General features: G+C 42.3%; 15 protein-coding genes. 7 read left to right on the forward strand and 8 right to left on the reverse strand.

Annotated elements, in window-relative coordinates:
• Window positions 1-14 precede the first annotated feature (14 nt).
• Genes AB4298_RS04020 through sdhC form a run of 4 tightly spaced genes read right to left on the reverse strand, consistent with a single transcriptional unit; the run spans window position 15 to window position 3,238 of the window.
• Complete coding sequence (locus tag AB4298_RS04020) at window positions 15-722, reverse strand: succinate dehydrogenase iron-sulfur subunit (protein ID WP_220781975.1); 708 nt, start codon at window positions 720-722, stop codon at window positions 15-17.
• A 12-nt stretch (window positions 723-734) separates the two neighbouring features.
• Entirely contained in the window at window positions 735-2,501 is a 1,767-nt protein-coding gene (gene sdhA, locus AB4298_RS04025) for a succinate dehydrogenase flavoprotein subunit (protein ID WP_371985808.1), read from the reverse strand.
• A complete protein-coding gene (gene sdhD, locus AB4298_RS04030; protein ID WP_248998354.1) occupies window positions 2,502-2,849 on the reverse strand; it encodes a succinate dehydrogenase, hydrophobic membrane anchor protein in 348 nt (115 codons plus the stop codon).
• Window positions 2,843-3,238: a succinate dehydrogenase cytochrome b556 subunit gene (sdhC, locus tag AB4298_RS04035; protein ID WP_371985832.1), complete on the reverse strand. Its 396-nt coding sequence runs from the start codon at window positions 3,236-3,238 to the stop codon at window positions 2,843-2,845. Before sdhC ends, sdhD begins: the two co-directional genes overlap by 7 nt.
• 411 nt (window positions 3,239-3,649) lie before the next feature.
• Here sdhC and AB4298_RS04040 point away from each other — a divergent pair, with 411 nt between their 5' ends.
• The 6 genes from AB4298_RS04040 (at window position 3,650) to AB4298_RS04065 (ending at window position 15,539) form a co-directional block, all read left to right on the forward strand.
• The gene (locus AB4298_RS04040) at window positions 3,650-4,939 is read left to right on the forward strand and encodes a citrate synthase (RefSeq protein ID WP_248998353.1); all 1,290 of its coding nucleotides are present in this window, start codon (window positions 3,650-3,652) and stop codon (window positions 4,937-4,939) included.
• Window positions 4,940-5,628: 689 nt separating this feature from the next.
• Complete coding sequence (locus AB4298_RS04045; RefSeq protein ID WP_248998352.1) at window positions 5,629-6,696, forward strand: efflux RND transporter periplasmic adaptor subunit; 1,068 nt, start codon at window positions 5,629-5,631, stop codon at window positions 6,694-6,696.
• Between the two features lie 22 nt (window positions 6,697-6,718).
• Entirely contained in the window at window positions 6,719-10,024 is a 3,306-nt protein-coding gene (locus AB4298_RS04050) for an efflux RND transporter permease subunit (protein WP_371985809.1), read from the forward strand.
• On the forward strand, window positions 10,021-13,113 hold the full coding sequence (locus AB4298_RS04055) for an efflux RND transporter permease subunit (RefSeq protein WP_371985810.1): 3,093 nt from the start codon (window positions 10,021-10,023) through the stop codon (window positions 13,111-13,113). Before AB4298_RS04050 ends, AB4298_RS04055 begins: the two co-directional genes overlap by 4 nt.
• A 251-nt stretch (window positions 13,114-13,364) precedes the next feature.
• A complete protein-coding gene (locus tag AB4298_RS04060; protein WP_248998349.1) occupies window positions 13,365-13,946 on the forward strand; it encodes a hypothetical protein in 582 nt (193 codons plus the stop codon).
• A 195-nt stretch (window positions 13,947-14,141) separates the two neighbouring features.
• On the forward strand, window positions 14,142-15,539 hold the full coding sequence (locus tag AB4298_RS04065; protein ID WP_371985811.1) for a hypothetical protein: 1,398 nt from the start codon (window positions 14,142-14,144) through the stop codon (window positions 15,537-15,539).
• A 59-nt stretch (window positions 15,540-15,598) separates the two neighbouring features.
• Here AB4298_RS04065 and AB4298_RS04070 read toward each other — a convergent pair whose 3' ends face one another.
• The 4 genes from AB4298_RS04070 to AB4298_RS04085 are packed head-to-tail and all read right to left on the reverse strand — an operon-like array spanning window position 15,599 to window position 20,978.
• On the reverse strand, window positions 15,599-15,772 hold the full coding sequence (locus AB4298_RS04070; RefSeq protein ID WP_084221416.1) for a Trm112 family protein: 174 nt from the start codon (window positions 15,770-15,772) through the stop codon (window positions 15,599-15,601).
• A gap of 11 nt (window positions 15,773-15,783) precedes the next feature.
• The gene (gene lpxK / locus AB4298_RS04075) at window positions 15,784-16,776 is read right to left on the reverse strand and encodes a tetraacyldisaccharide 4'-kinase (RefSeq protein ID WP_248998347.1); all 993 of its coding nucleotides are present in this window, start codon (window positions 16,774-16,776) and stop codon (window positions 15,784-15,786) included.
• Window positions 16,777-18,594, reverse strand: a complete 1,818-nt coding sequence (gene msbA, locus AB4298_RS04080) for a lipid A export permease/ATP-binding protein MsbA (protein ID WP_248998346.1) — start codon at window positions 18,592-18,594, stop codon at window positions 16,777-16,779. It abuts the gene before it with no gap.
• A 32-nt stretch (window positions 18,595-18,626) separates the two neighbouring features.
• Window positions 18,627-20,978, reverse strand: coding sequence for a DNA internalization-related competence protein ComEC/Rec2 (locus AB4298_RS04085; RefSeq protein ID WP_371985812.1), 2,352 nt, complete (start codon window positions 20,976-20,978; stop codon window positions 18,627-18,629).
• A 77-nt stretch (window positions 20,979-21,055) separates the two neighbouring features.
• Here AB4298_RS04085 and AB4298_RS04090 point away from each other — a divergent pair, with 77 nt between their 5' ends.
• Window positions 21,056-21,562 (forward strand): DUF2062 domain-containing protein, encoded by a 507-nt coding sequence (locus tag AB4298_RS04090; protein ID WP_371985813.1) that lies wholly within the window; start codon window positions 21,056-21,058, stop codon window positions 21,560-21,562.
• The last annotated feature ends 67 nt before the right edge of the window (window positions 21,563-21,629 follow it).

The raw sequence follows: 21,629 nt of genomic DNA on the forward strand, positions 1-21,629 counted from the left end.
CTTGGTTCTGCATACTAAACGGCTCTCTGCAGCAGCATAGACTTAATGTGTCCAATTGCTTTTGTAGGATTAAGCCCTTTAGGACAAACGTCAACACAGTTCATGATGCCGTGGCAGCGGAATACGCTGTATGCGTCATCAAGACCCGATAAACGTTCTTCTGTCGCCGTATCACGGCTGTCAATCAAGAAGCGGTAAGCATGCAGCAAACCACTTGGACCGATGAACTTATCAGGGTTCCACCAGAACGAAGGACAAGCAGTAGAACAACATGCACACATAATACACTCATAGAGTCCATCTAAGTGCTCACGTTCTTCTGGTGATTGCAGATGTTCACGCGCCGGCGTTTTTTCATCGTTAATCAAGAAAGGCTTAATCTTCTCGTACTGGGTGTAGAACTGAGTTAAATCAACAATCAAGTCACGTACAACTGGCATACCAGGTAACGGACGGATTTCAATTTTTTTACCTTTGAAGGTAGAAACGGGCGTGATACACGCTAAACCATTTTTACCATTCATGTTGATACCATCACTGCCACACACACCTTCACGGCATGAGCGTCTAAACGCCAGAGTTGGATCAAGCTCTTTTAGCTTTAGCAATGCATCAAGGACCATCATATCGGTACCTTCATCCACTTCTAAGCTGTAATCCTTCATGTATGGCTTAGTATCTACATCAGGATTGTAGCGATAAACTGCAAATTCCAATTTCATCGGGTTTTCTCCTTAGTAGGTACGTTTGATAGGCGGGAATGCGGCGCGAAGCTTAGGCTCCATGTTCACATCACGCTTAGTCATAAGCTCGGTAACTGGGTCATAAATACTGTGACATAACCAGTTATCATCATCACGTTCTAGGTAATCTTCACGTGAATGAGCACCACGGCTTTCAGTACGGAAATTTGCCGCTGTTGCCGTTGCAATCGCAGTGGCCATCAAGTTATCTAGCTCTAAACATTCAATACGCTGAGTATTAAACTCTGTTGAGTTATCAGATAGCTTGGCATTGGCTAGACGCTCACGAATGGCTTTCAGCTCTTTAAGACCTTCAGCCATCGCATCGCCACTTCTAAATACCGAGAAGTTAAGTTGCATACAAAGCTGTAAGTCTTTGCGGATAACCGCAGGATCTTCACCGTCTTTGTTGCTTTCCCAGCGATTTAAACGTGCTAGAGAAGCATCAATTTCTTCTTGGCTAGCCTCTTTTGGCGTCGGCGTTTCATCTAACGCTTTACCTAAATGTTGCCCTGCTGCTCGACCAAATACTACAAGATCTAACAATGAGTTACCACCCAATCGGTTAGCTCCATGTACCGATACGCACGCAATTTCACCAACAGCAAATAAGCCAGTTACTTCTTCTTCGCTGCCATCATTATTTTGACGAACAACTTGACCACTCACTTTAGCTGGCAAACCGCCCATCATATAGTGACAAGTCGGCAATACTGGGATTGGACCGTCTGCAGGATCGATATGTGCGAATGTGCGCGACAATTCACAAACACCTGGTAGGCGTGCTTCTAGGGTCTCTTTACCTAAGTGATCAAGCTTAAGCAAACAGTGCGGGCCTAATGGACCATCAAGACCACGACCTTCACGGATTTCTGTCATCATAGAACGTGCTACCACGTCACGTGATGCCAAATCTTTCGCGTTAGGTGCGTAACGTTCCATAAAACGTTCACCGTCTTTGTTTAGTAGATATCCGCCTTCACCACGACAACCTTCAGTTACCAAAACACCTGCGCCAGCAATACCCGTTGGGTGGAACTGCCACATTTCCATGTCTTGCATCTGCACGCCAGCGCGCATTGCCATACCTACACCGTCGCCAGTGTTAATATGTGCGTTTGTGGTTGATGCGTAGATACGCCCTGCTCCACCCGTTGCTAGAATGGTTGCTTTGGCTTTGAAATAAACGATTTCACCGGTTTCAATCTCGATTGCAGTACAACCAACAATCACACCGTCTTCATTTTTGACTAAGTCGAGTGCATACCACTCAGAAAAGACTTCAGTTTTATGCTTAACGTTTTGTTGGTATAGACAATGCAGTAGTGCGTGACCTGTACGGTCAGCAGCTGCCGCTGTGCGCGCAGCCTGTTCACCACCAAAGTTTTTAGATTGACCACCAAACGGACGCTGGTAGATTTTGCCGTTTTCAAAACGAGAGAATGGCAGACCCATGTGCTCTAGTTCAATAACCGCTTCAGGACCGGTTTTACACATAAACTCAATCGCTTCTTGGTCACCGATAAAATCGGAACCTTTCACGGTATCGTACATGTGTTGTTCCCAGTGATCTTCGTGTGCATTACCAAGAGCTACGGTAATACCACCCTGTGCAGATACGGTATGAGAACGAGTTGGAAAAACTTTAGATAACAGCGCACAGCTCTTACCTTCTTTAGATATTTGTAAAGCGGCACGCATACCGGCGCCACCAGCACCGATTACAACCGCGTCAAATTCGCGAACAGGAATACTCACTTAAACACCCCACACAATCAAAATGCCTGCGGCCAAATAACAGAAGGCTGCTACGACAAAAACAAACTGAAGTACACCACGTAGAGAAACGCACTTTACATAATCGGTAAGTACCTGCCAAATACCAATCCAGGCATGTACTAACACCGCAACTAAAGCGAGTATTGTGAACACTTTCATTGGCAATGCGCTGAATAAGCCATGCCATGCGTCATAAGTTAGTGGAGAGCTACATGCGATAAACCCAACCAAAAAAATGGTGTAACAGGCTAGGACTACTGCACTTGCACGTATGAGAATAAAGTCATGGACACCGCTGCGGCCAAGACTTGCTGCGTTAGTTACCATACCCAAATCCCCGCAATAATTGAAAACACTATTGATAATGCAATAGCGACTTTAGCTGAAGAAACACCAGAAGAGAGCTCTTCCCAATAGCCAGCATCCATCACTAAGTGGCGAATGCCCACTATCAAGTGATAACCCAGCGCGGTAAGAATTCCCCAGATGATGAACTTAACAACGAAGTTATCAAAAAGAGATTGGACGCCTGCGAAACTCTCGGCTGATGCTAATGATTCATTAAGCAACCAGATAAGAATACCGACGGCAAACAGCATGATGACACCCGATACACGATGAAGAATGGACGCGATCGCTGTTGCAGGGAAGCGTATGGTCTGCAGATCTAAATGGACAGGTCTTTGCTTTTTCACGTTCTGCTCACTCTGCTCAATTGAGCTATTTTTTGTTATATGAACCGCTTTTGCTTAAATTCTAAACAGTGATCTCAATCACGGTTTAGAACTTTTACAAAAGAAAACTTGAAACAAACATTTAACAGATTTAGCAACCACTAATTAAGCATGCAAAAAAGTGATAACTTATCGCCAATGTATGCAGCTCTTCTGAGCTGCGGCAAGTATACGTGGGTGAAATGTCAAATACAAACATCACATTATGCAAATTTTGTTTTTTTGGTAAAAAAATCTGCCAAGCACCAGCTGGCACAAGCACTTAGGCCTAATTAAGACCATGGTCTAACAAATTTAAACGCTTATTTAAATTGAAATGTGATCTAGATTCACTGTAAAGTAATGTCGTTTGATAAGCCGCACTCAATAAGAATGAAGTAAGGAGAATGGGGTATGGCTGACAATATAGCCAAATTAGAACTACCAGGGAACGATTCAATCGAACTGCCTATTAAAGAAGGTACGGCAGGTTTTGATGTTATCGACATCAGTAAGCTAGGTAGCAAAGGTCACTTTACTTTTGATCCAGGATTTCTTGCGACCGCTTCCTGTGAATCAGCGATCACCTACATCGACGGCGAGAAAGGCATACTGCTTCACCGTGGTTACCCAATCGATCAGTTGGCAGTAGACTCTGATTATTTAGATTTATGTTATTTGCTACTCTACGGAGAGTTACCAAATAAAACTCAATACGATGAATTCGTACACACAGTAAAAACGCACACCATGGTCAATGAGCAGTTGTCTGCTTTCTTTGCAGGTTTTAGGCCTGATGCTCATCCAATGGCAATGCTATGTGGTGTTACGGGTGCTTTATCTGCATTTTACCAAGACTCTTTGGATGTTAATGACGAGCGTCACCGTGAAATTGCAGCATACCGCTTAGTGTCAAAAATGCCGACTATCGCCGCTATGTGCTACAAGTATTCAATCGGTCAACCGTTTGTATACCCACGTAACGACTTAAGCTACGCGGGTAACTTCTTAAGCATGATGTTTGCTGTCCCATGTGAAGAATACAAGGTTAACCCAATTGTTGAACGCGCTATGGATCGTATCTTTATCCTGCACGCGGATCATGAGCAAAATGCTTCAACGTCTACCGTACGTCTAGCTGGCTCTTCAGGCGCTAACCCATTTGCTTGTATTGCTGCGGGTATTGCGTCACTTTGGGGACCTGCTCACGGCGGCGCTAACGAAGCATGTCTAAACATGCTTGAAGAGATTGGCACTGTTGATCGTATTCCTGAGTTTATTGCACGTGCTAAGGATAAAGAAGATCCTTTCCGTCTAATGGGCTTTGGCCACCGCGTTTATAAGAACTTCGACCCTCGCGCTAAAGTGATGCGTGAAACATGTCATGAAGTGCTTGCAGAGCTTAAGGTTAACGATCCACTTCTAGACGTGGCAATGGAGCTTGAACGCATTGCACTGGAAGATGACTATTTCGTCTCTAAGAAGCTTTATCCAAATGTTGATTTCTACTCAGGGATCATCATGAAAGCGATTGGTATTCCAACAAGTATGTTCACAGTATTGTTTGCGCTAGCGCGAACAGTTGGTTGGATTGCCCACTGGAAAGAGATGCTTGATCAGCCAGGTCACAAGATCAGCCGTCCTCGCCAGCTATACACTGGTGATGCTAAACGCGATTTCGTTGATTTAGATAAGCGCGATTAACGCCGCTATCTGTAACAATGTTGTCTGGCAGTTTAAGCTCGTCACTTAAACTCCGGCACAAATTATCTAAAAGGTACTCTTTGAGTGCCTTTTTTATTACCCTTTGTTATTACCTATGTCCGGCTATTCTCACCAATATCGTTCGCTCTAGCACGCACAGTAAGTTGAATTGCCCATAGGAAAGAGATGCTATATCAGCCAGGCAAAGGCTCGACTGCCCTCGCCAGCTATACACTAGTGATGGTAAGTGTGATTTCTTTGACTTAAATAAACGCAATTAACTCACCTATCTTCAACAATATTGCCTGGCAATTTAAGCTCTTCAATTAAACTACAGCCTTTTTTATTACTTAGTCTTCTATCATGATAAAACTCAATAGCGTCAACAGCTAAAGCTCTAAGACACAATTCATTGTTAAAATGTTAATTTAGCCATCACCACTAGTATCTAGATAGCACTCCCTTAATCGAATATAGGCAAATCAGCTGATATTACCAAGGAGACCAAAAACAAATTGCCACTTCTGTTAAAAAAACTAACATTTATACTTTTTCGCTACATTATAAGTTAATTAATTAAACTAAAAATAAAATAACAAGATAAGTAACTGTTATTAAATGATATTAATATTTGGCATACATTGTGCTTTAACAGATCTATTGGAACAATTACATTAAGGTCTGCCGACATGGAAGCGTTAAACAAAAACAAAATAATCCTCCCCCTAATCTTAAGTGCAGCATTACTTACAGCTTGTGGCGGTGCAGAAGAACAAGCAAAAGAAGAAGAGAAATATGCTGTTCCCGTTGAAACTGCCACAGTGATCCAAGGTGATGTATCCTCTTTTTACAGCACAACCGCCACACTTGAAGCGCCTCAAGAAGCGAATGTCGTTACCCGGGTGGCAGGTCTTATCCAAGAACTTAAAGTAGAAGAAGGTGACAGAGTTAAAAAAGGTCAGTTGCTAGCAATTATCGACTCTAAAAGGCAGAAGTTCGATTTAGATCGCTCGCAAGCCGAAGTTGAAATCATCGAGCAAGAGTTAAATCGTCTTAAAAAAATCAGTAATAAAGAATTTTTCAGTGCCGACTCGATGGCAAAACTTGAATATAACCTACAAGCAGCCATGGCAAAACGTGACTTAGCTGCGCTTTATGTCCAAGAAAGTATGATCCGCTCGCCTATTGATGGTGTTATCGCTACACGCTTTGTTAAGGCTGGCAATATGGCTAAAGAGTTCGATGAACTATTTTATGTGGTCAATCAAGACGAACTTTACGGCATAGTGCACTTACCTGAGCAGCAATTACAGCATCTACGTTTAGGCCAAGACGCACAAATTTTTGCCAACAAACATACTCAAGAAACCACCCATGCCACTGTGCTGCGTATTAGTCCTATTGTTGATGCGCAAAGTGGTACCTTTAAGGTCACTCTTTCAGTACCCAATACAAATGCCACACTAAAAGCCGGCATGTTTACCCGCGTGGAACTTAAATACGATACCCACAACAATGTAATCACTGTGCCTTATAACGCTTTAGTGAACCAAGATAACGAGTACGCCCTTTATGTTATCGATGGTGAAAACGTTAATCGCCGCAGTGTTTCTCTTGGTTACCGCGAAGCCGACACCGTGGAAGTGGTAAACGGTATTCAACCAGGTGAGCAAATTGTTGTTCGTGGACAGCAAAACCTTAAAGACCAGTCACTAGTTGAAGTCATTAATTCAACAGATCTAGCGTCAGCTAAATAGCTTAAAATCTACGGAGCACGTTATGTCTATTATAAAAACAGCGGTTAATCGACCTGTCACGGTTTGGATGTTCATGTTTGCAGTGATCCTTTTCGGCATGGTGGGTTTCTCTCGCCTTGCAGTAAAACTATTGCCAGATTTAAGTTACCCAACCATTACTATTCGTACCCAATATGTGGGTGCAGCCCCCGTTGAAGTTGAACAACTGGTATCTAAACCGATCGAAGAAGCTGCGGGTATCGTCAAAGGCCTTAGAAAAATCAGCTCAATTTCACGATCAGGTATGTCTGATGTGGTGCTTGAGTTTGAATGGGGTACAGATATGGACATGGCAAGCCTTGATGTGCGAGAAAAGCTCGACACCATTGAATTGCCGCTTGATGTTAAAAAGCCCCTCTTACTGCGCTTTAATCCAAACCTTGACCCTATTGTTCGTTTAGCGCTCTCAGTTCCAGAATCAAGTGATACTGTGACTAGTGGGATGAGTGAAACAGAACTAAAGCAGATGCGAACTTACGCTGAAGAGGAGCTCAAACGTCAACTTGAATCACTATCAGGTGTTGCAGCAGTAAGACTTTCTGGTGGTTTACAGCAAGAAGTCCATATTCAACTTAATCAACAAAAGCTCACCCAACTCAATTTAAGTGCCGATATTATTCGCAACCGTATCGCCGAAGAAAACATTAACCTCTCTGCAGGTAAAGTGATTCAAGGTGACAAGGAATACTTAGTTCGTACCTTAAATCAGTTCAACTCGCTCGATGAGCTGGGGCAAATCGTGATTTACCGTGATGAGCAAACGCTAGTGCGCCTATTTGAGGTCGCAACCATTGTTGATGCCTTTAAAGAGCGCAATGACATCACGCGAATTGGCGATAAAGAATCCATTGAACTCGCCATTTATAAAGAAGGTGATGCCAATACGGTTGCCGTGGCGCGTAAAGTAACTGATGAGCTCAATAAACTTAATCGGCATAATGTGAAGGGAGAGCTCAAGGTTATTTACGATCAGTCAGAGTTTATTGAAAGTGCAGTTAATGAGGTCACCAGTGCAGCTCTGATTGGTAGTTTGCTATCGATGCTTGTCATCTACCTCTTCCTCAGAGACATTATCCCGACGCTGATTATTTCAATCTCGATCCCCTTTTCGGTTATTGCCACCTTTAACATGATGTACTTTGCCGGTATCAGTCTAAACATCATGTCGCTTGGCGGTATTGCATTAGCGGTTGGCCTCTTGGTCGATAATGCCATTGTGGTATTAGAAAATATCGACCGCTGCAAATCTCTTGGCATGAACAGACTAGAAGCTGCCGTAACAGGCACCAAAGAGGTGGCCGGCGCTATCTTTGCTTCCACTTTAACTACGCTTGCGGTATTTGTACCTCTGGTGTTTGTAGATGGCGTGGCTGGCGCACTATTTTCAGATCAAGCATTAACCGTAACTTTTGCTCTACTCGCTTCATTACTTGTGGCATTAACCACCATCCCAATGCTTGCATCTCGTGAAGGATTCAAAGCACTGCCACCATTATTAGAAAAAGCAGCCAAACCAAAACCCGTTACCAATATGGCCAAATTAAAGCATTACAGTGCCACGGTATTCTCTTTTCCATTTGTATTATTGTTTAACTACTTGCCAAGCGCGCTGTTAACACTCGTGCTTATTGTTGGTCGCAGCCTATCTTGGCTAACAGGACTGGTTATGCGTCCGATCAGTAGTGGCTTTAACTGGGGCTACAGCAAACTTGAGGTCTTGTACCATAAGCTGCTAGCCGCAGCGCTTAAGTTTCGCGTTGTCACTTTAGCTATAGCGCTCATGGTTACAGCGAGTGCAGGATTGCTGATCCCTCGTTTAGGTATGGAGCTCATCCCACCTATGAATCAAGGCGAGTTTTATGTTGAGGTTTTACTTCCGCCTGGCACAGAAGTGGCTCAAACCGATCACGTTCTGCGTAAACTCGCGCTATCGATTAAAGATCGAGCAGATGTAAAACATGCTTACAGTCAAGCAGGTAGTGGCGGACTGATGACCTCTGACACCTCTCGAGGTGGAGAAAACTGGGGGCGCTTACAAGTGGTACTTAGCGACCATAATGCATTTGATGCGGTAGCCGATAAATTACGTACAACCGCGATGCGAATTCCTGAACTCGAAGCCAAAGTGCAACATCCTGAACTCTTTAGCTTTAAGACGCCGCTTGAAATTGAACTTATCGGTTATGATTTAGCTCAGCTTAAACAAACTGCCGACACCTTGGTAGACGCACTGGGTGATTCAGACCGTTTCGCCGATATCAATACTAGCCTACGCGATGGTCAACCTGAGCTAAGTATCCGCTTTGACCACGAACGTCTAGCGGCTCTGGGCATGGATGCGCCTATGGTTGCCAACCGTATTGCCCAGCGTATTGGCGGTACTGTAGCCAGCCAGTACACAGTACGTGACCGTAAAATCGATATATTAGTGCGTAGTGAGCTAGACGAACGTAACCAGATCAGCGATATCGACTCGATGATTATTAATCCCAATAGCAGCCACCCGATTTCACTTAGCGCTGTTGCCGATGTCAGCCTCAAGCTTGGCCCATCTGCAATTAACCGTATCAGTCAGCAACGTGTAGCAATCGTCTCTGCCAACCTCGCTTATAGTGATTTAAACGATGCCGTATTAACCGCTCGCGAGATCTTATCGGCTCAAACATTGCCCACCTCAGTACAAGCACGTTTTGGTGGCCAAAATGAGGAGATGGAGCACTCATTTAAGTCACTGCAAATAGCACTCGTATTAGCGGTATTTTTAGTTTATTTGGTTATGGCAAGTCAGTTTGAATCCTTGCTGCATCCACTACTTATCTTAATTGCTGTACCTATGGCGGTAGGCGGCAGTATTTTTGGTTTATTTATCACTCAAACTCACTTAAGTGTGGTGGTATTCATTGGCCTTATTATGCTGGCCGGTATCGTCGTGAATAACGCCATTGTATTAGTTGATAGAATTAATCAGCTGCGTCAAAGCGGTGAAGACAAACTTAGCGCCATATCAAACGCAGCAAAATCGCGTCTACGACCGATTATTATGACCACAATGACAACTGCACTCGGGTTATCACCAATGGCATTTGGTCTGGGTGATGGCAGTGAAGTAAGGGCTCCAATGGCGATAACCGTTATCTTTGGCTTGTCATTATCGACCTTACTTACCCTGGTTGTTATTCCAGTACTTTATGCCCTCTTTGATCGAAAACAGTTTGACCAAATTGAATCAGGGAAAAGCAACGACACTGGTGCAATGAATAATCAAACTCTTGAAGGAGGTAAAACATGAATATCACCCGCTTTGCCTTAGCACGACCCGTAACCACAACCATGTTTTTTATGGCAATACTGTTATTTGGGTTAGCTTCAAGCAGATTACTGCCGCTGGAAATGTTCCCTGGAATAGACATTCCACAAGTGATTGTCGAGGTGCCCTATAAAGGTTCTACACCTGCTGAAGTTGAACGTGATATTACCAATATACTGGAGGAGTCATTAGCCACGATGGGCGGTATTGAAGAGCTTCGTTCAAGCTCTTCTCAAAATGGCGCCGAAATCGACCTAAGAATGAAATGGGGCGAAAATGTTGCCACCAAAAGCTTAGAAGCACGAGAGAAAGTCGATGCTGTGCGTCATTTACTGCCAAAGGATGTAGAGCGAGTGTTTATCAGGCAGTTCAGCACCGCCGATATGCCAGTGCTTAATTTACGTATATCCAGTGACCGCGAGCTTTCAAGTGCATTTGATTTGCTCGATAAACAGCTTAAAAAACCACTTGAACGAGTGGAAGGCGTATCGCAAGTCACCCTTTATGGAGTGGAGCAAAAGCAAATTGAGATCCGTATTAATGCTGACAAACTTTCTGCCAGTAATATTTCAGTGCAAGCACTTAACAGACGACTACAGCAGGAAAATTTTGTCATTAATGCAGGCGTACTAAAGACTCAATCACGAGTATATCAAGTATCACCTAAAGGTGAGTTTAGAAACTTAGATGATATAAATAGGATTGTTTTAGCTCCAGGCATTACCCTTGCAGATATTGCAAATGTGAGTTTTTCACTGCCAGAACGCCTCGATGGACGTCATTTAGATCAAAATTATGCTGTGGGCCTGGATGTATTTAAAGAGTCTGGCGCGAATCTAGTTGACGTATCACAGCGTGTCATGAAGGTGATTGATGAGGCAAAACAAAACTCTCAATTTGACGGCATCAAACTGTTTGTGATGGAAGATCAAGCTTACGGCGTAACCTCATCGCTGCGCGACTTGTTAGCTGCGGGTTTAATTGGTGCCCTACTGTCTTTTGTGGTGTTGTACTTGTTTTTACGCGACCTCAAAATGACTTTAGTTATCGTGTCATCAGTACCTATTTCTATTTGTATGACGCTGGCTGCTATGTACTTTTTAGGCTACAGCCTCAACATCTTATCTATGATGGGGCTATTGTTAGCTGTAGGTATGCTGATTGACAACGCCGTTGTGGTGACTGAAAGCGTACTACAGGAAAAACAAGCTGATTGTGCCAATAGTGCTAACACAACTGCCACTATAGTGAGCTCACCCCACCTAGCCATAACAAGTAGTGCAATTTTGCGTGGTGTCGATAAGGTATCCCTTGCAGTACTTGCCGGAACACTCACCACTGCCATCGTTTTTTTACCGAATATTTTTGGCGTAAAAGTCGAGCTAACAATTTTCTTAGAGCACGTTGCAATTGCAATTTGTATCTCACTTGCGGCCTCTTTATTAGTCGCAAAAACCTTACTACCTTTAATGTTAAGTAAATTGTATTTTGCCCCAAAACCTCAGACAGGTCCTAGCAGACTGCAACACTCTTATAAAAGTAGCCTCAGTTGGATTTTGGCTCATCCACGTATATCTGGAGTGCTGGCGATAATAATACTGGCATCTACGGCATTACCACTGAGCATGGTCAGTCAAGATCAGTCGGACGGTGAAGGCAATAATCGCTTATATATCAATTATCAAGTCGAAGGCAGACATAGCCTTGATGTTACTGAAGCCATGATCACTAAAATGGAAACTTACCTTTATGCCAATCAAGAAAAGTTTCAAATTGACTCGGTATACAGTTACTTTTCAGCCGATAGAGGTCAATCAACACTGATCTTAAAAGAAGATACCGAAGTTGATATGAAAGCCTTAAAAAAAACCATACGTGAAGGCTTTCCCAAATTTGCCATTGCCAAACCACAATTTGGCTGGGGCGGTGAAAACAACGGCGTTAGGGTCTCCCTTACTGGTCGGTCGACAACCGAACTTATCAGCTTAAGTCAGCAGGTTATACCGCTTTTAAGCAATATAGAAGGGCTCACTGATGTACGCTCAGAACTAAATGGCGCACAACAAGAAGTCGTGATCCGTATTGACCGCCAAATGGCTGCAAGATTAGATTTAAAACTCAATGAGATTGCTTCGAGTATTTCAATGGCATTACGTGGCACACCGCTGCGTTCATTCCGCCACGATCCAAGCGGTGAGCTCCGCATTGAAATGGCCTATGAGCAGCAATGGCGTTTATCACTCGAAAAGCTAAAGCAGTTACCCGTGATCCGCATCGATAATCGAGTGTATACCTTAGCCAGTCTAGCCAAGATCGAGATCTTGCCGAGATTTGACACAATCAGACATTACGATAGACAAACTGCACTATCAATTGGTGCCAATTTAGATGAGTTAACCACCGAGGAAGCGCAGGAAAAGATCACCCAAGTTATGGATAGCGTTAACTTTCCAGCAGGTTATGGCTACTCCCTTAGAGGCGGCTTTCAAAAGCAAGATGAAGATGAAGCAGTTATGGCAACCAATATGATCCTAGCGATTGCAATGATTTATATCGTTATGGCAGCGCTATTTGAATCGTTATTGTTACCGACAGCAATTATCACCTCGATTTTATTTTCAATTACAGGGGTGTTTTGGGCGCTGCTATTTACCGGTACGCCCATGTCTATTATGGCAATGATTGGGATTTTAATCTTAATGGGCATTGTCGTTAACAACGGCATCGTCTTGGTGGATCAAATTAATCAGCTTTCACCAGAGTTAGATGAACTATCCAACACGATTACTAAGGTCTGCAATACAAGGCTTCGCCCTGTATTGATGACTGTCGGCACGACAGTACTTGGCTTAGTGCCACTGGCGATGGGTGATACCCAACTTGGTGGTGGCGGTCCATCTTATTCACCAATGGCCATTGCCATTATTGGCGGCCTCACCTTCTCAACGGTAACCAGCTTGTATTTGGTGCCACTCTGTTACCAAGCGCTGTACAGAATGAGGCATAACAGTGCTATTCGCCTAGGACAAGCCGATAGGTTTTCAAAAAAGGTTTTGCCTTGGATGAGCTAGCTATAATATAAATCTAGCAAAAAAACTTAAGTAAAAGGCTAAAATCGGCAGGTGCGTTTTAGCCTTTTACTTTAAAAATTATCGATCTTGTACTCTGCCAAGACTCAACTCATTAACGCTAAAGCACAAAATAAAATGTTTATATAATAAGACAATAGCGGATCTTATATTTGTTATCCTAATTTAGTACACACGACTCGCACTTCATTTAGGAAGTAGCGATAAATATATACAATATGATAAGGATAATCATGGTCTCAATTTTGAAATATGCATTACTCTGCTTGGCTACAGCTTCAGTCATTAATATAAATGTCAGTGTGGCAACAGAGCAAAGCTCTAAACTAAAACCATCTAACTGGAGCTATGCTACCGATCCATACGGAAGTACTGCCACATTTCGCAATCAAATCCTTACACCTGCGGGCATATGGGTTAACTTTAAACGCATACCTCGCGTTGATGCCAAACGAAATTCTTGGGTAGAAGTAATCTATACGCCAGACGTCCCCACTTTAGCCGGCACGAAAAGAATTAGCCTCACCTATAAATGTGATATTCCTTTACTGATTAAATTATCGCAATCTCACTATGGTAAAGACGGTGATAAGACTTATGCTCACTATCAAACGAGCCTTCCAGCAAGCAATGAGTGGAATACAGTGGAAGTCGATTTGATTACTTTCTCTCGCCCTGACTGGACACCTAAAAGCTCGCTAGACCATGGCATAGTGCTAAATGAGATCAATGCGCTTTATTTAACGCCGAGTATGACAGACAAATATGGAGGAGAAGCGACCTTACAGGTCCAAGCAATAGAACTACTATTGTAATTACAACCCAATTAACGAGACACCTATCCACTAGCTACCACTGAATTAAAAAAATTCTTTTGTAACTAGGGTCTAGTTATCCTCGAAAATCAGATAAATAGGTATAGGTAATAACTAGATAATAGTTTTCGATTTGACTTTAGACTTCCAAAATAACAAAGTAGCAACATAATTAAGCATAAGGAAATGCATTGCATGCCAAATTCTACTCATAAAATATTTTGCTTTTTATTAATGACTACAGCCCCAGTAGCAACCAATGCAGCGCAGAATACTGTGATATTAGATTACAAACCAAACTGTGTGGAAAAAGATTTTGGACTCATCAATTTAAGCTCAGATGAAATTGAGATCAGCAATTCACAAGATAAAAAGATAAACCCATCATTGAAATCCGCACTACTGAAATTAGAACAAGACGCTCTAAATAGAGGAGCTGACGCCGTTATTATCAATACAGTTAGTCACCATAGAACAAATTACGGCAAAAAAAATAAACAACGAACCAAGCTTGAAGCGCAAGCCTTTAAAATGTGCCCAGATGATAAGTCTCTTTCAAGTATTGCTGCACCATTTAATGCTCAAGGTTACCAAGTACTTAGATACTCTTATGAGGTTACATATAACCCTGATGACTTTCAAACAAAGTCAGCGTATAAACTTGCCCAAGCAATAAAGTTACCCAAAGAAAACATCTCTATAGCAACTGGCGTATACGGGATGAAAATCGGCAGCCATATCTCTGATACCATAAAGAAATTAGGCCCGCCCAGTATCGAAATCAGCCTGGATGACAACCAGGTTTTATATGGTTATGGAAGAGAATTATGGTTTACATTTAATAATGATACATTGACTCACGTAACATCAAAACAAAACATCTTAAATATTGCAGGGCTTAACATATTAGGATTTAGGCCCGGTTTTGATGATACATTATGGAAAGTGGATGGGGTCGCGCAGCGTAAGAGTGATATTGCAACAGTGAAAGAAAACATCACATCTAACGTTTTACAGAAGAGTGCGGATGAATTAGTAATAAATTCAAATAATCAAGAGCTTACACTTAGTTTCGAAAAGTTCAATTCAACAGATTCATATCAAAAGCAATTGCTACTAACTCATTTTACGCTTACAGATACAAGTCCACACACAGCCCGTAAACCTCAACAATTAACACAACAGCAAAAACAATGGTTATTTAATAAAATATCACCGACAAAGCCTGAGAGTTTCACCTTGAACCAGCTCAGGCAAAACATTCCCTTTGCTCATAAAGTAAATATAGCCAACGATGGTGACACATGGTGGCTGCTCGGAAACCATATTCTAGTTAAATTTGACCAACAGGCTCCTAGACAAATTAAAATCAGTGAATCCTTATTTTCTGATAAAGATGAACTCGCTTTCCTTGGAAGTATTAACTCACTGAAGTTACCATTACTAAAAGAAGAGATGATGCTTCAGTTTAGTGATGCAATCGATAATTTTGAGTTTGTAGATATAGAAAGACCCGAGTATACAATGCAAGCAAAATACGACTCTTATGAAGATGATGCAGTGCTCTACGAGCTAGAGTTTTCCTACTTTTAGTATATTATTTAGTAATAAAAAAGCGCCATTAAGGCGCTTTTTTATTACTGAAGCTCTATTTACTCAGCTAAAGGCTCAGCTTTATTTTCCAGTAAAACAGGAATACCATCATTGATAGGGTAAGCTAATTTGTCAGCTTTACAGATCAGTTGCTGAGCTTCTTTATTGTATTCAAGTTTGCCTTTGCATACTGGACACGCAACGATTTCGAGTAATTTTTTATCAAATGCCATTTTGAATGCCTTTACTTATCTGCTACTAACTGATCAATTTTAGTCAGTAGTTGTTTATCAAATGAGGAAGATAGCTTCGCATCAACTGCGAGATACCACCAGTTATCTTTTGCAAAATCGCGACATTTCACCGCATCTTTTTCTGTCATGACTAAGATTCGACCATCAGCTAGTTCAGCTAAAGCCACCTCTTGGTAATCGCTATGATCATCAAAAGCTTGAACCTGCTCTACTCGATAGCCTCGTGCGAATAATGAATCAAAAAATCGCTGTGGATTACCAATCCCAGCCATAGCTACAATAGAGTCACTCTTTGTAGGAACTGAGCTACCATGATGCAGTGCAGACACAGGCAACCACTTGCTTGGCTCTAATGTCATCGCTTGTTCATTAGCAAGTGCATCACCACCATTTACAATTACATGGTCAACACAGTTTAAACGCCAAGCGCCTTCACGTAGAGGGCCTGCTGGCAGTAACATACCATTACCTAAGCGGCGTTCACCATCAAGGATCACCAGTTCAATATCTCGCGCTAACTGATAGTGTTGCAGACCATCGTCACTGATTATGATATCAACATCAAAGTCCGCTAATAATTTTTGTGCTGCATCTACGCGTTTAGCGCCAACAACCATCGGCACTTGCGTTCGCGCGACTATCATTGCGGGTTCATCACCAACACTATCGGCCGAATCTACTGGCAATACCGCTCTAACGCCGTCGATTTCAACGCCATAGCCACGGCTAATAACACCAGGCTTAAACCCTTGTTTACGTAGCAACTCGATTAAGTAGATAACCATTGGCGTTTTACCGCTGCCACCAACAGTAATATTACCGACAACAATCACAGGTACAGGAAGTTTAATCGCTTGCTTTACTCTGAGCTTAAACAGTTGTCGTCTTACACCAGTTATAAGCCTAAAGAGTAAAGACAAAGGCCACAGCACATACCTTATCCAGTGACCTTTATACCAAAGTTTATTAACCCAAGACTGCATTTAGCTTCCAAACTGCATTTGATATAGGTTGAAATAAACGCCCTGCTTTGCCAATAACTCTTCATGAGTACCTCTTTCCACAATTTGTCCCTGATCAACCACTAAAATCTGGTCAGCGCTTTCAATCGTTGATAAGCGGTGTGCAATAACAATCGACGTGCGGTTTTGGCGCAAGTTATCTAATCCTTGCTGTATCGCTTTTTCAGACTCAGTATCAAGTGCCGACGTTGCTTCATCAAGAATAAGTACTGGTGAGTTACGTAAAATTGCTCTTGCTATCGCAATTCGTTGTCTTTGACCGCCCGACAACATCACCCCATTTTCACCGATTTGTGTGTCTAAGCCCTCAGGCATCGGCTCAATAAACTCCATTGCATGGGCAAGTGTTGCCGCTTCAATGATTTGCTCACGAGTAGCAACTCCAGGATAAGCATAAGCAATATTATTGGCGATAGAGTCGTTAAACAGCGTCACTTGCTGAGAAACTAAGGCAACTTGGCTACGCAAGGATTTAAGTTTGTAGTCATTAATACTATGGCCATCAAGTGTAATATCACCGGCTTTGAGGCCAGTGTAAAAGCGTGTGACCAAACTTGCTATTGTTGACTTACCCGAACCAGAACGACCAACCAATGCAAGCGTTTGACCTTGTTCAACTTTAAAGTCAATGCCGTTTAAGGCTAATTTTTCATGTCCAGGGTAACTAAAGTCAACATGATTAAATGCAAGTTCACCTTTGACACGCTCCACATCTAGCGTGCCTTTATCGCTTTCAGGCTCAGTATCAAGCAATTCAAATACGGTTGTACATGCGGCGATACCACGCTGAAATTCCGCGTTTACGCGAGTTAAATTTTTAATTGGCTGCAACATAGCAAGCATGGCCGCTAGAATTGTTGCGAAGGTGCCCGCTGTTAACTCACTTTTCATACTGTCTAAGCTTGCCGCATATAACACGAATGCTAATGCAAATGAGCCAATGATCATTACTAAAGGTTGGCTAATTGCCTGTGCAGTCGCAAGCTTCATAGTTTGATAACGGTTTTGACCGTTAACTTTCGCAAAACGCTCAGCTTCAGTTTCTTGGCCACCAAAAGACAATACGTTTTTATGGCCTTTAATCATCTGCTCAGTTGCTGCAGTGACTCCGCCCATGGCAGTTTGGATCTGCTTAGAGACCTTTCTGAAACGACGGCTCACCACAGTGATCACTAGACCAATAATCGGCCCGATAACCAAAATAACTAACGATAATTTCCAAGAGAAATAAAACATAATCGCAATCATGCCAATAACAGTAATACTGTCACGTACGATCGTAATTAATGCGCTGCCTGACGCTCGTGCAATTTGTTCGGTGTCGTAAGTTACCCGAGAAATCAAATTGCCGGTGTTTTCTTTATCGATATAGCTAACAGGGAGTGTTAAATAATGCTCAAACACTTCTTGACGCATATCCATGATCACGCGAGCACTCATGTATGAAATACAATAAGTTGAGAGGAAGTTAGCAAGGCCGCGTAAAGAAAATAATCCAATCACCACAAATGGGGCTAATAATAAAACTTCGCTACTCGAATTAAAGCCAGCCCCAGTTCCAAAGTCGACACTGCCAACCCCACCAGCAACTCCGCTAGCAGCTTGGCCACCAAAGCCTTCATCAATAAATGGTTTAATCACTGCGATAAAGGTCGCATCCACAAGGGCATACATAGCTAGGCCAAAAATGGCTAAAGCGAGCACTGCTTTAAGGGGTTTTAAATAACCAAGTAAACGCTTAAATACAGTCCAGACTTCATTTTTAGGAGATGTTGTCATTGAGAAATTAACATATTGGTAAAAGAAGCATTCTACTCCGGATTTTGAATCTGACCAAACCTAAACACTTGGTTATACCAAAATGGTGCAAAATCCGAACGATATGTACGAACTTTCATAGTTTGCTGGTGAAATAACACACTAACCTGTCCTTGTTGGCCTACCGTAATGCTTGGGATTCGCTGTAATTGATAGCGCTCAACTACCTCTTTTTTAGGAAACCCATAACGATTTCGAAAGCCTGCTGGGAACACAACGAGCTCAGGAGAAACAGCCTCAATAAAAGCGGTTGTAGATGAAGTATCACTACCATGATGGGGAGCGACTAACAGTCGACTAGCTAGATTACGACTCTGAGAATAACCTTCTGCTTGTTGTTGAGCATTCATATTAACTAAAGCTCGCTCAGCCTGCTTTTCAATGTCTCCGGTTAACAGAACACTGCTGAAATCATCGCTGACTTTCACCACACAAGAGCCATTATTTCCAGCGAGTGCAACCTTTGGCGCCAATAATTCAATCTTTAGCTTTCCCCATGAAAACTGCTTAGGTCTACAATCAATTTGTGAGAACGACCAAAGATCTGAAACTAACAGGGCTTTAGGATAAGCCTTGCTGATAAGCCCTACTCCGCCAGCATGGTCATTATCACTATGGCTTATAATAATATAATCAATATCTATAATCCCCTGACTTAACAGAAAGGGTTCCAAGGCTCTTTGCGCATAACTAAAGTGCTCGCCATATCTCGCTCCCGTATCGTAAATCAACCCCCGCCTGTTATGCTCAATCACAACAGACAGCCCTTGACCAACATCGAGCAAATGCACCTGCCAACGTTTATTATCTAAAGCGCTTCTAGCAAAAGAAGCTTTATCCAATGACCTCGCATAGTTAGCTACAACACTTAATATTAAAGGCAGTAACATAACAGGCAACAATAGCCGCCAATACTTATGCTTAATATTGAACATCAAATAGCAGCCTAGACTTGCCAAGATAAGGCCTGCTATAAGTTCATCTGACAGTATTAACCAAGCAAATCCTAAGTTTTCACTAAAATTCAGTAATGCCACTACAGGCTCCATTGCCCAAGCAGCCAAAACGAAAACACCGCTAACTGACATCCCAAGTTGGCTTAGCAACATAAAAATCAACAGCGACAATAAACATATTGGAATTAGTACCAAGCTAAACCAAGGAACAAGAATAAGATTAATAAACAAACTAATTAACGACATGCCTTGAAAAAATATCGCCTGAATCACACCAAGTGCAATTGTCAAACGCCATTGCAACGACCAAAAAACCAAGATTGCTGTTTTTAACCTAATAACAGAACGTTTGATCATTCCTGTCGATCCTATCTTTGATATTTTTGTAATTGGTTTTCGTGAATCATAGCGGCTTACAGTGAGTAAAATTATGCTCAATGCACCGAAGGAAAGCCAAAAGCTGGCACTTAATATACTTACAGGATCAAACAGTAGAATAATGAAGAGTGCATATAACAGTCGTTCCCAACTCGATGAATGTCGACTAAACGCGCTGAAGCATATATAGGCTAAAAGCATGATTAGAGCTCGCTGAGTTGAAACGGAGAACCCCGCTAAATAGCCGTAAAATAAGGCTCCACTAGCCGAAAAAGCTAAGCATAAAAGCCAATTACGGCGACTACTTATAGGAAATAATCGATATAAAACACGCTGGGAAATAAGTAATAACCATAAGGATACAACTGACAGATGTAGACCTGAAATAGCAAAAAGGTGTCCAGCTCCTGTACTGCGGAGCTGCTGCCACTCTTTATTAGTTATTAGTGACTTATCGCCAGTTAATAGTGCAAGCAACAAAGCATGGCTTGGATAAACGGCAAGCTCTGGCTTTAATCTAGCAATCAAATTCTCTCGATAAGACAAGTTCTTTGCCAGTAACTTGGCATCTTTGACGCTACCTTTGCCTATAATGTGTTTAGCAAGCAAATGCTTTTGTTGGTTAAAACCACCTTGGTTTAAAATACTGGTTATTGGCTTAGGTTTTATGGAAAACAACCAACGTTGACCAGGACTAACTTCGGGTGGTGGTTGCTGCCAGTATAACCGCAGCTTACGGTGCACTATATGGGGTGAAATTGAATCAATCAGGGTAATATCCACACTAATGCGGTCGCTGTTTGACTGAACTAATGATATGATTTCGCCCTCAATATCGAGCGTAGCGACACGTTCCCCGGTATTCCAGCCCATTAATAAAGAATAGAAAACGCTTATCCAGCATATTGCGAGTAAGCCTCCGGCGACAAACGGAAAGCGCCGACAGGCAGTAATAACCACTACGATTAAAAAAGGTAGGATGTATAGATTAACCAAGGAAGGCCAAAACATTGTAGAGACAATGGTAATGCAGTAGCCGCACATAAATCGATTCATAGTGAATTAAGTTAAGACAGCAAATAGAAGTTATGCCAAAAAAATTTATTGAAAGATTCATGCCCAACCCCGAGACATTGCGCGAACATAAAAATTTACGCATGTTTGGTGATCTACTCTTAAAGCCTAATTTATGGACGTTAAACAGACACTCCGCACCTGGAGCATTTGCCGTTGGTCTATTTGTCGCTTGGCTGCCGATGCCTTTTCAGATGGTACTTGCAGCTGCTCTAGCCATTTTATTTAATGTCAATTTGCCTTTAGCTGTGGCGCTAGTTTGGATTACCAATCCCATCACTATGCCACTCATGTTTTATGTGGCTTACCTTTTAGGAGCAACCTTGCTAGGGCATGAGCCACAAGCGTTTAACTTTGAAGCGAATTGGCAATGGTTCCAAGCCTCAATTGAAACTATCGGCCCGCCATTTTTATTAGGCTGTGTGGTTTTAGCAGGTGTTTTTTCACTAGTAGGATATCTACTCATACGTACATTGTGGAAATATTCAATACTCTTTAAATGGAAAAACCGCTACAAATAATCTCTACACCAAGTAACTCACTACTCTGCATTAAAAGTTACCGGCTAAGAATCAGCAACAAAAAAGC

The sequence above is a fragment of the Shewanella sp. 10N.261.52.F9 genome, assembly GCF_041471165.1.
Taxonomy (GTDB): Bacteria; Pseudomonadota; Gammaproteobacteria; order Enterobacterales; family Shewanellaceae; genus Shewanella; species Shewanella marinintestina.

Excerpts from the sequence above, each read along its gene's own strand:
- AB4298_RS04020 (WP_220781975.1), bottom strand. The coding sequence starts at position 722 with ATGAAATTGGAATTTGCAGTTTATCGCTACAATCCTGATGTAGATACT.
- sdhD (WP_248998354.1), bottom strand. The coding sequence starts at position 2,849 with ATGGTAACTAACGCAGCAAGTCTTGGCCGCAGCGGTGTCCATGACTTT.
- AB4298_RS04040 (WP_248998353.1), top strand. The coding sequence starts at position 3,650 with ATGGCTGACAATATAGCCAAATTAGAACTACCAGGGAACGATTCAATC.
- AB4298_RS04045 (WP_248998352.1), top strand. The coding sequence starts at position 5,629 with ATGGAAGCGTTAAACAAAAACAAAATAATCCTCCCCCTAATCTTAAGT.
- AB4298_RS04050 (WP_371985809.1), top strand. The coding sequence starts at position 6,719 with ATGTCTATTATAAAAACAGCGGTTAATCGACCTGTCACGGTTTGGATG.
- AB4298_RS04055 (WP_371985810.1), top strand. The coding sequence starts at position 10,021 with ATGAATATCACCCGCTTTGCCTTAGCACGACCCGTAACCACAACCATG.
- AB4298_RS04060 (WP_248998349.1), top strand. The coding sequence starts at position 13,365 with ATGGTCTCAATTTTGAAATATGCATTACTCTGCTTGGCTACAGCTTCA.
- AB4298_RS04065 (WP_371985811.1), top strand. The coding sequence starts at position 14,142 with ATGCCAAATTCTACTCATAAAATATTTTGCTTTTTATTAATGACTACA.
- AB4298_RS04070 (WP_084221416.1), bottom strand. The coding sequence starts at position 15,772 with ATGGCATTTGATAAAAAATTACTCGAAATCGTTGCGTGTCCAGTATGC.
- lpxK (WP_248998347.1), bottom strand. The coding sequence starts at position 16,776 with ATGCAGTCTTGGGTTAATAAACTTTGGTATAAAGGTCACTGGATAAGG.
- msbA (WP_248998346.1), bottom strand. The coding sequence starts at position 18,594 with ATGACAACATCTCCTAAAAATGAAGTCTGGACTGTATTTAAGCGTTTA.
- AB4298_RS04085 (WP_371985812.1), bottom strand. The coding sequence starts at position 20,978 with ATGTTTTGGCCTTCCTTGGTTAATCTATACATCCTACCTTTTTTAATC.
- AB4298_RS04090 (WP_371985813.1), top strand. The coding sequence starts at position 21,056 with ATGCCAAAAAAATTTATTGAAAGATTCATGCCCAACCCCGAGACATTG.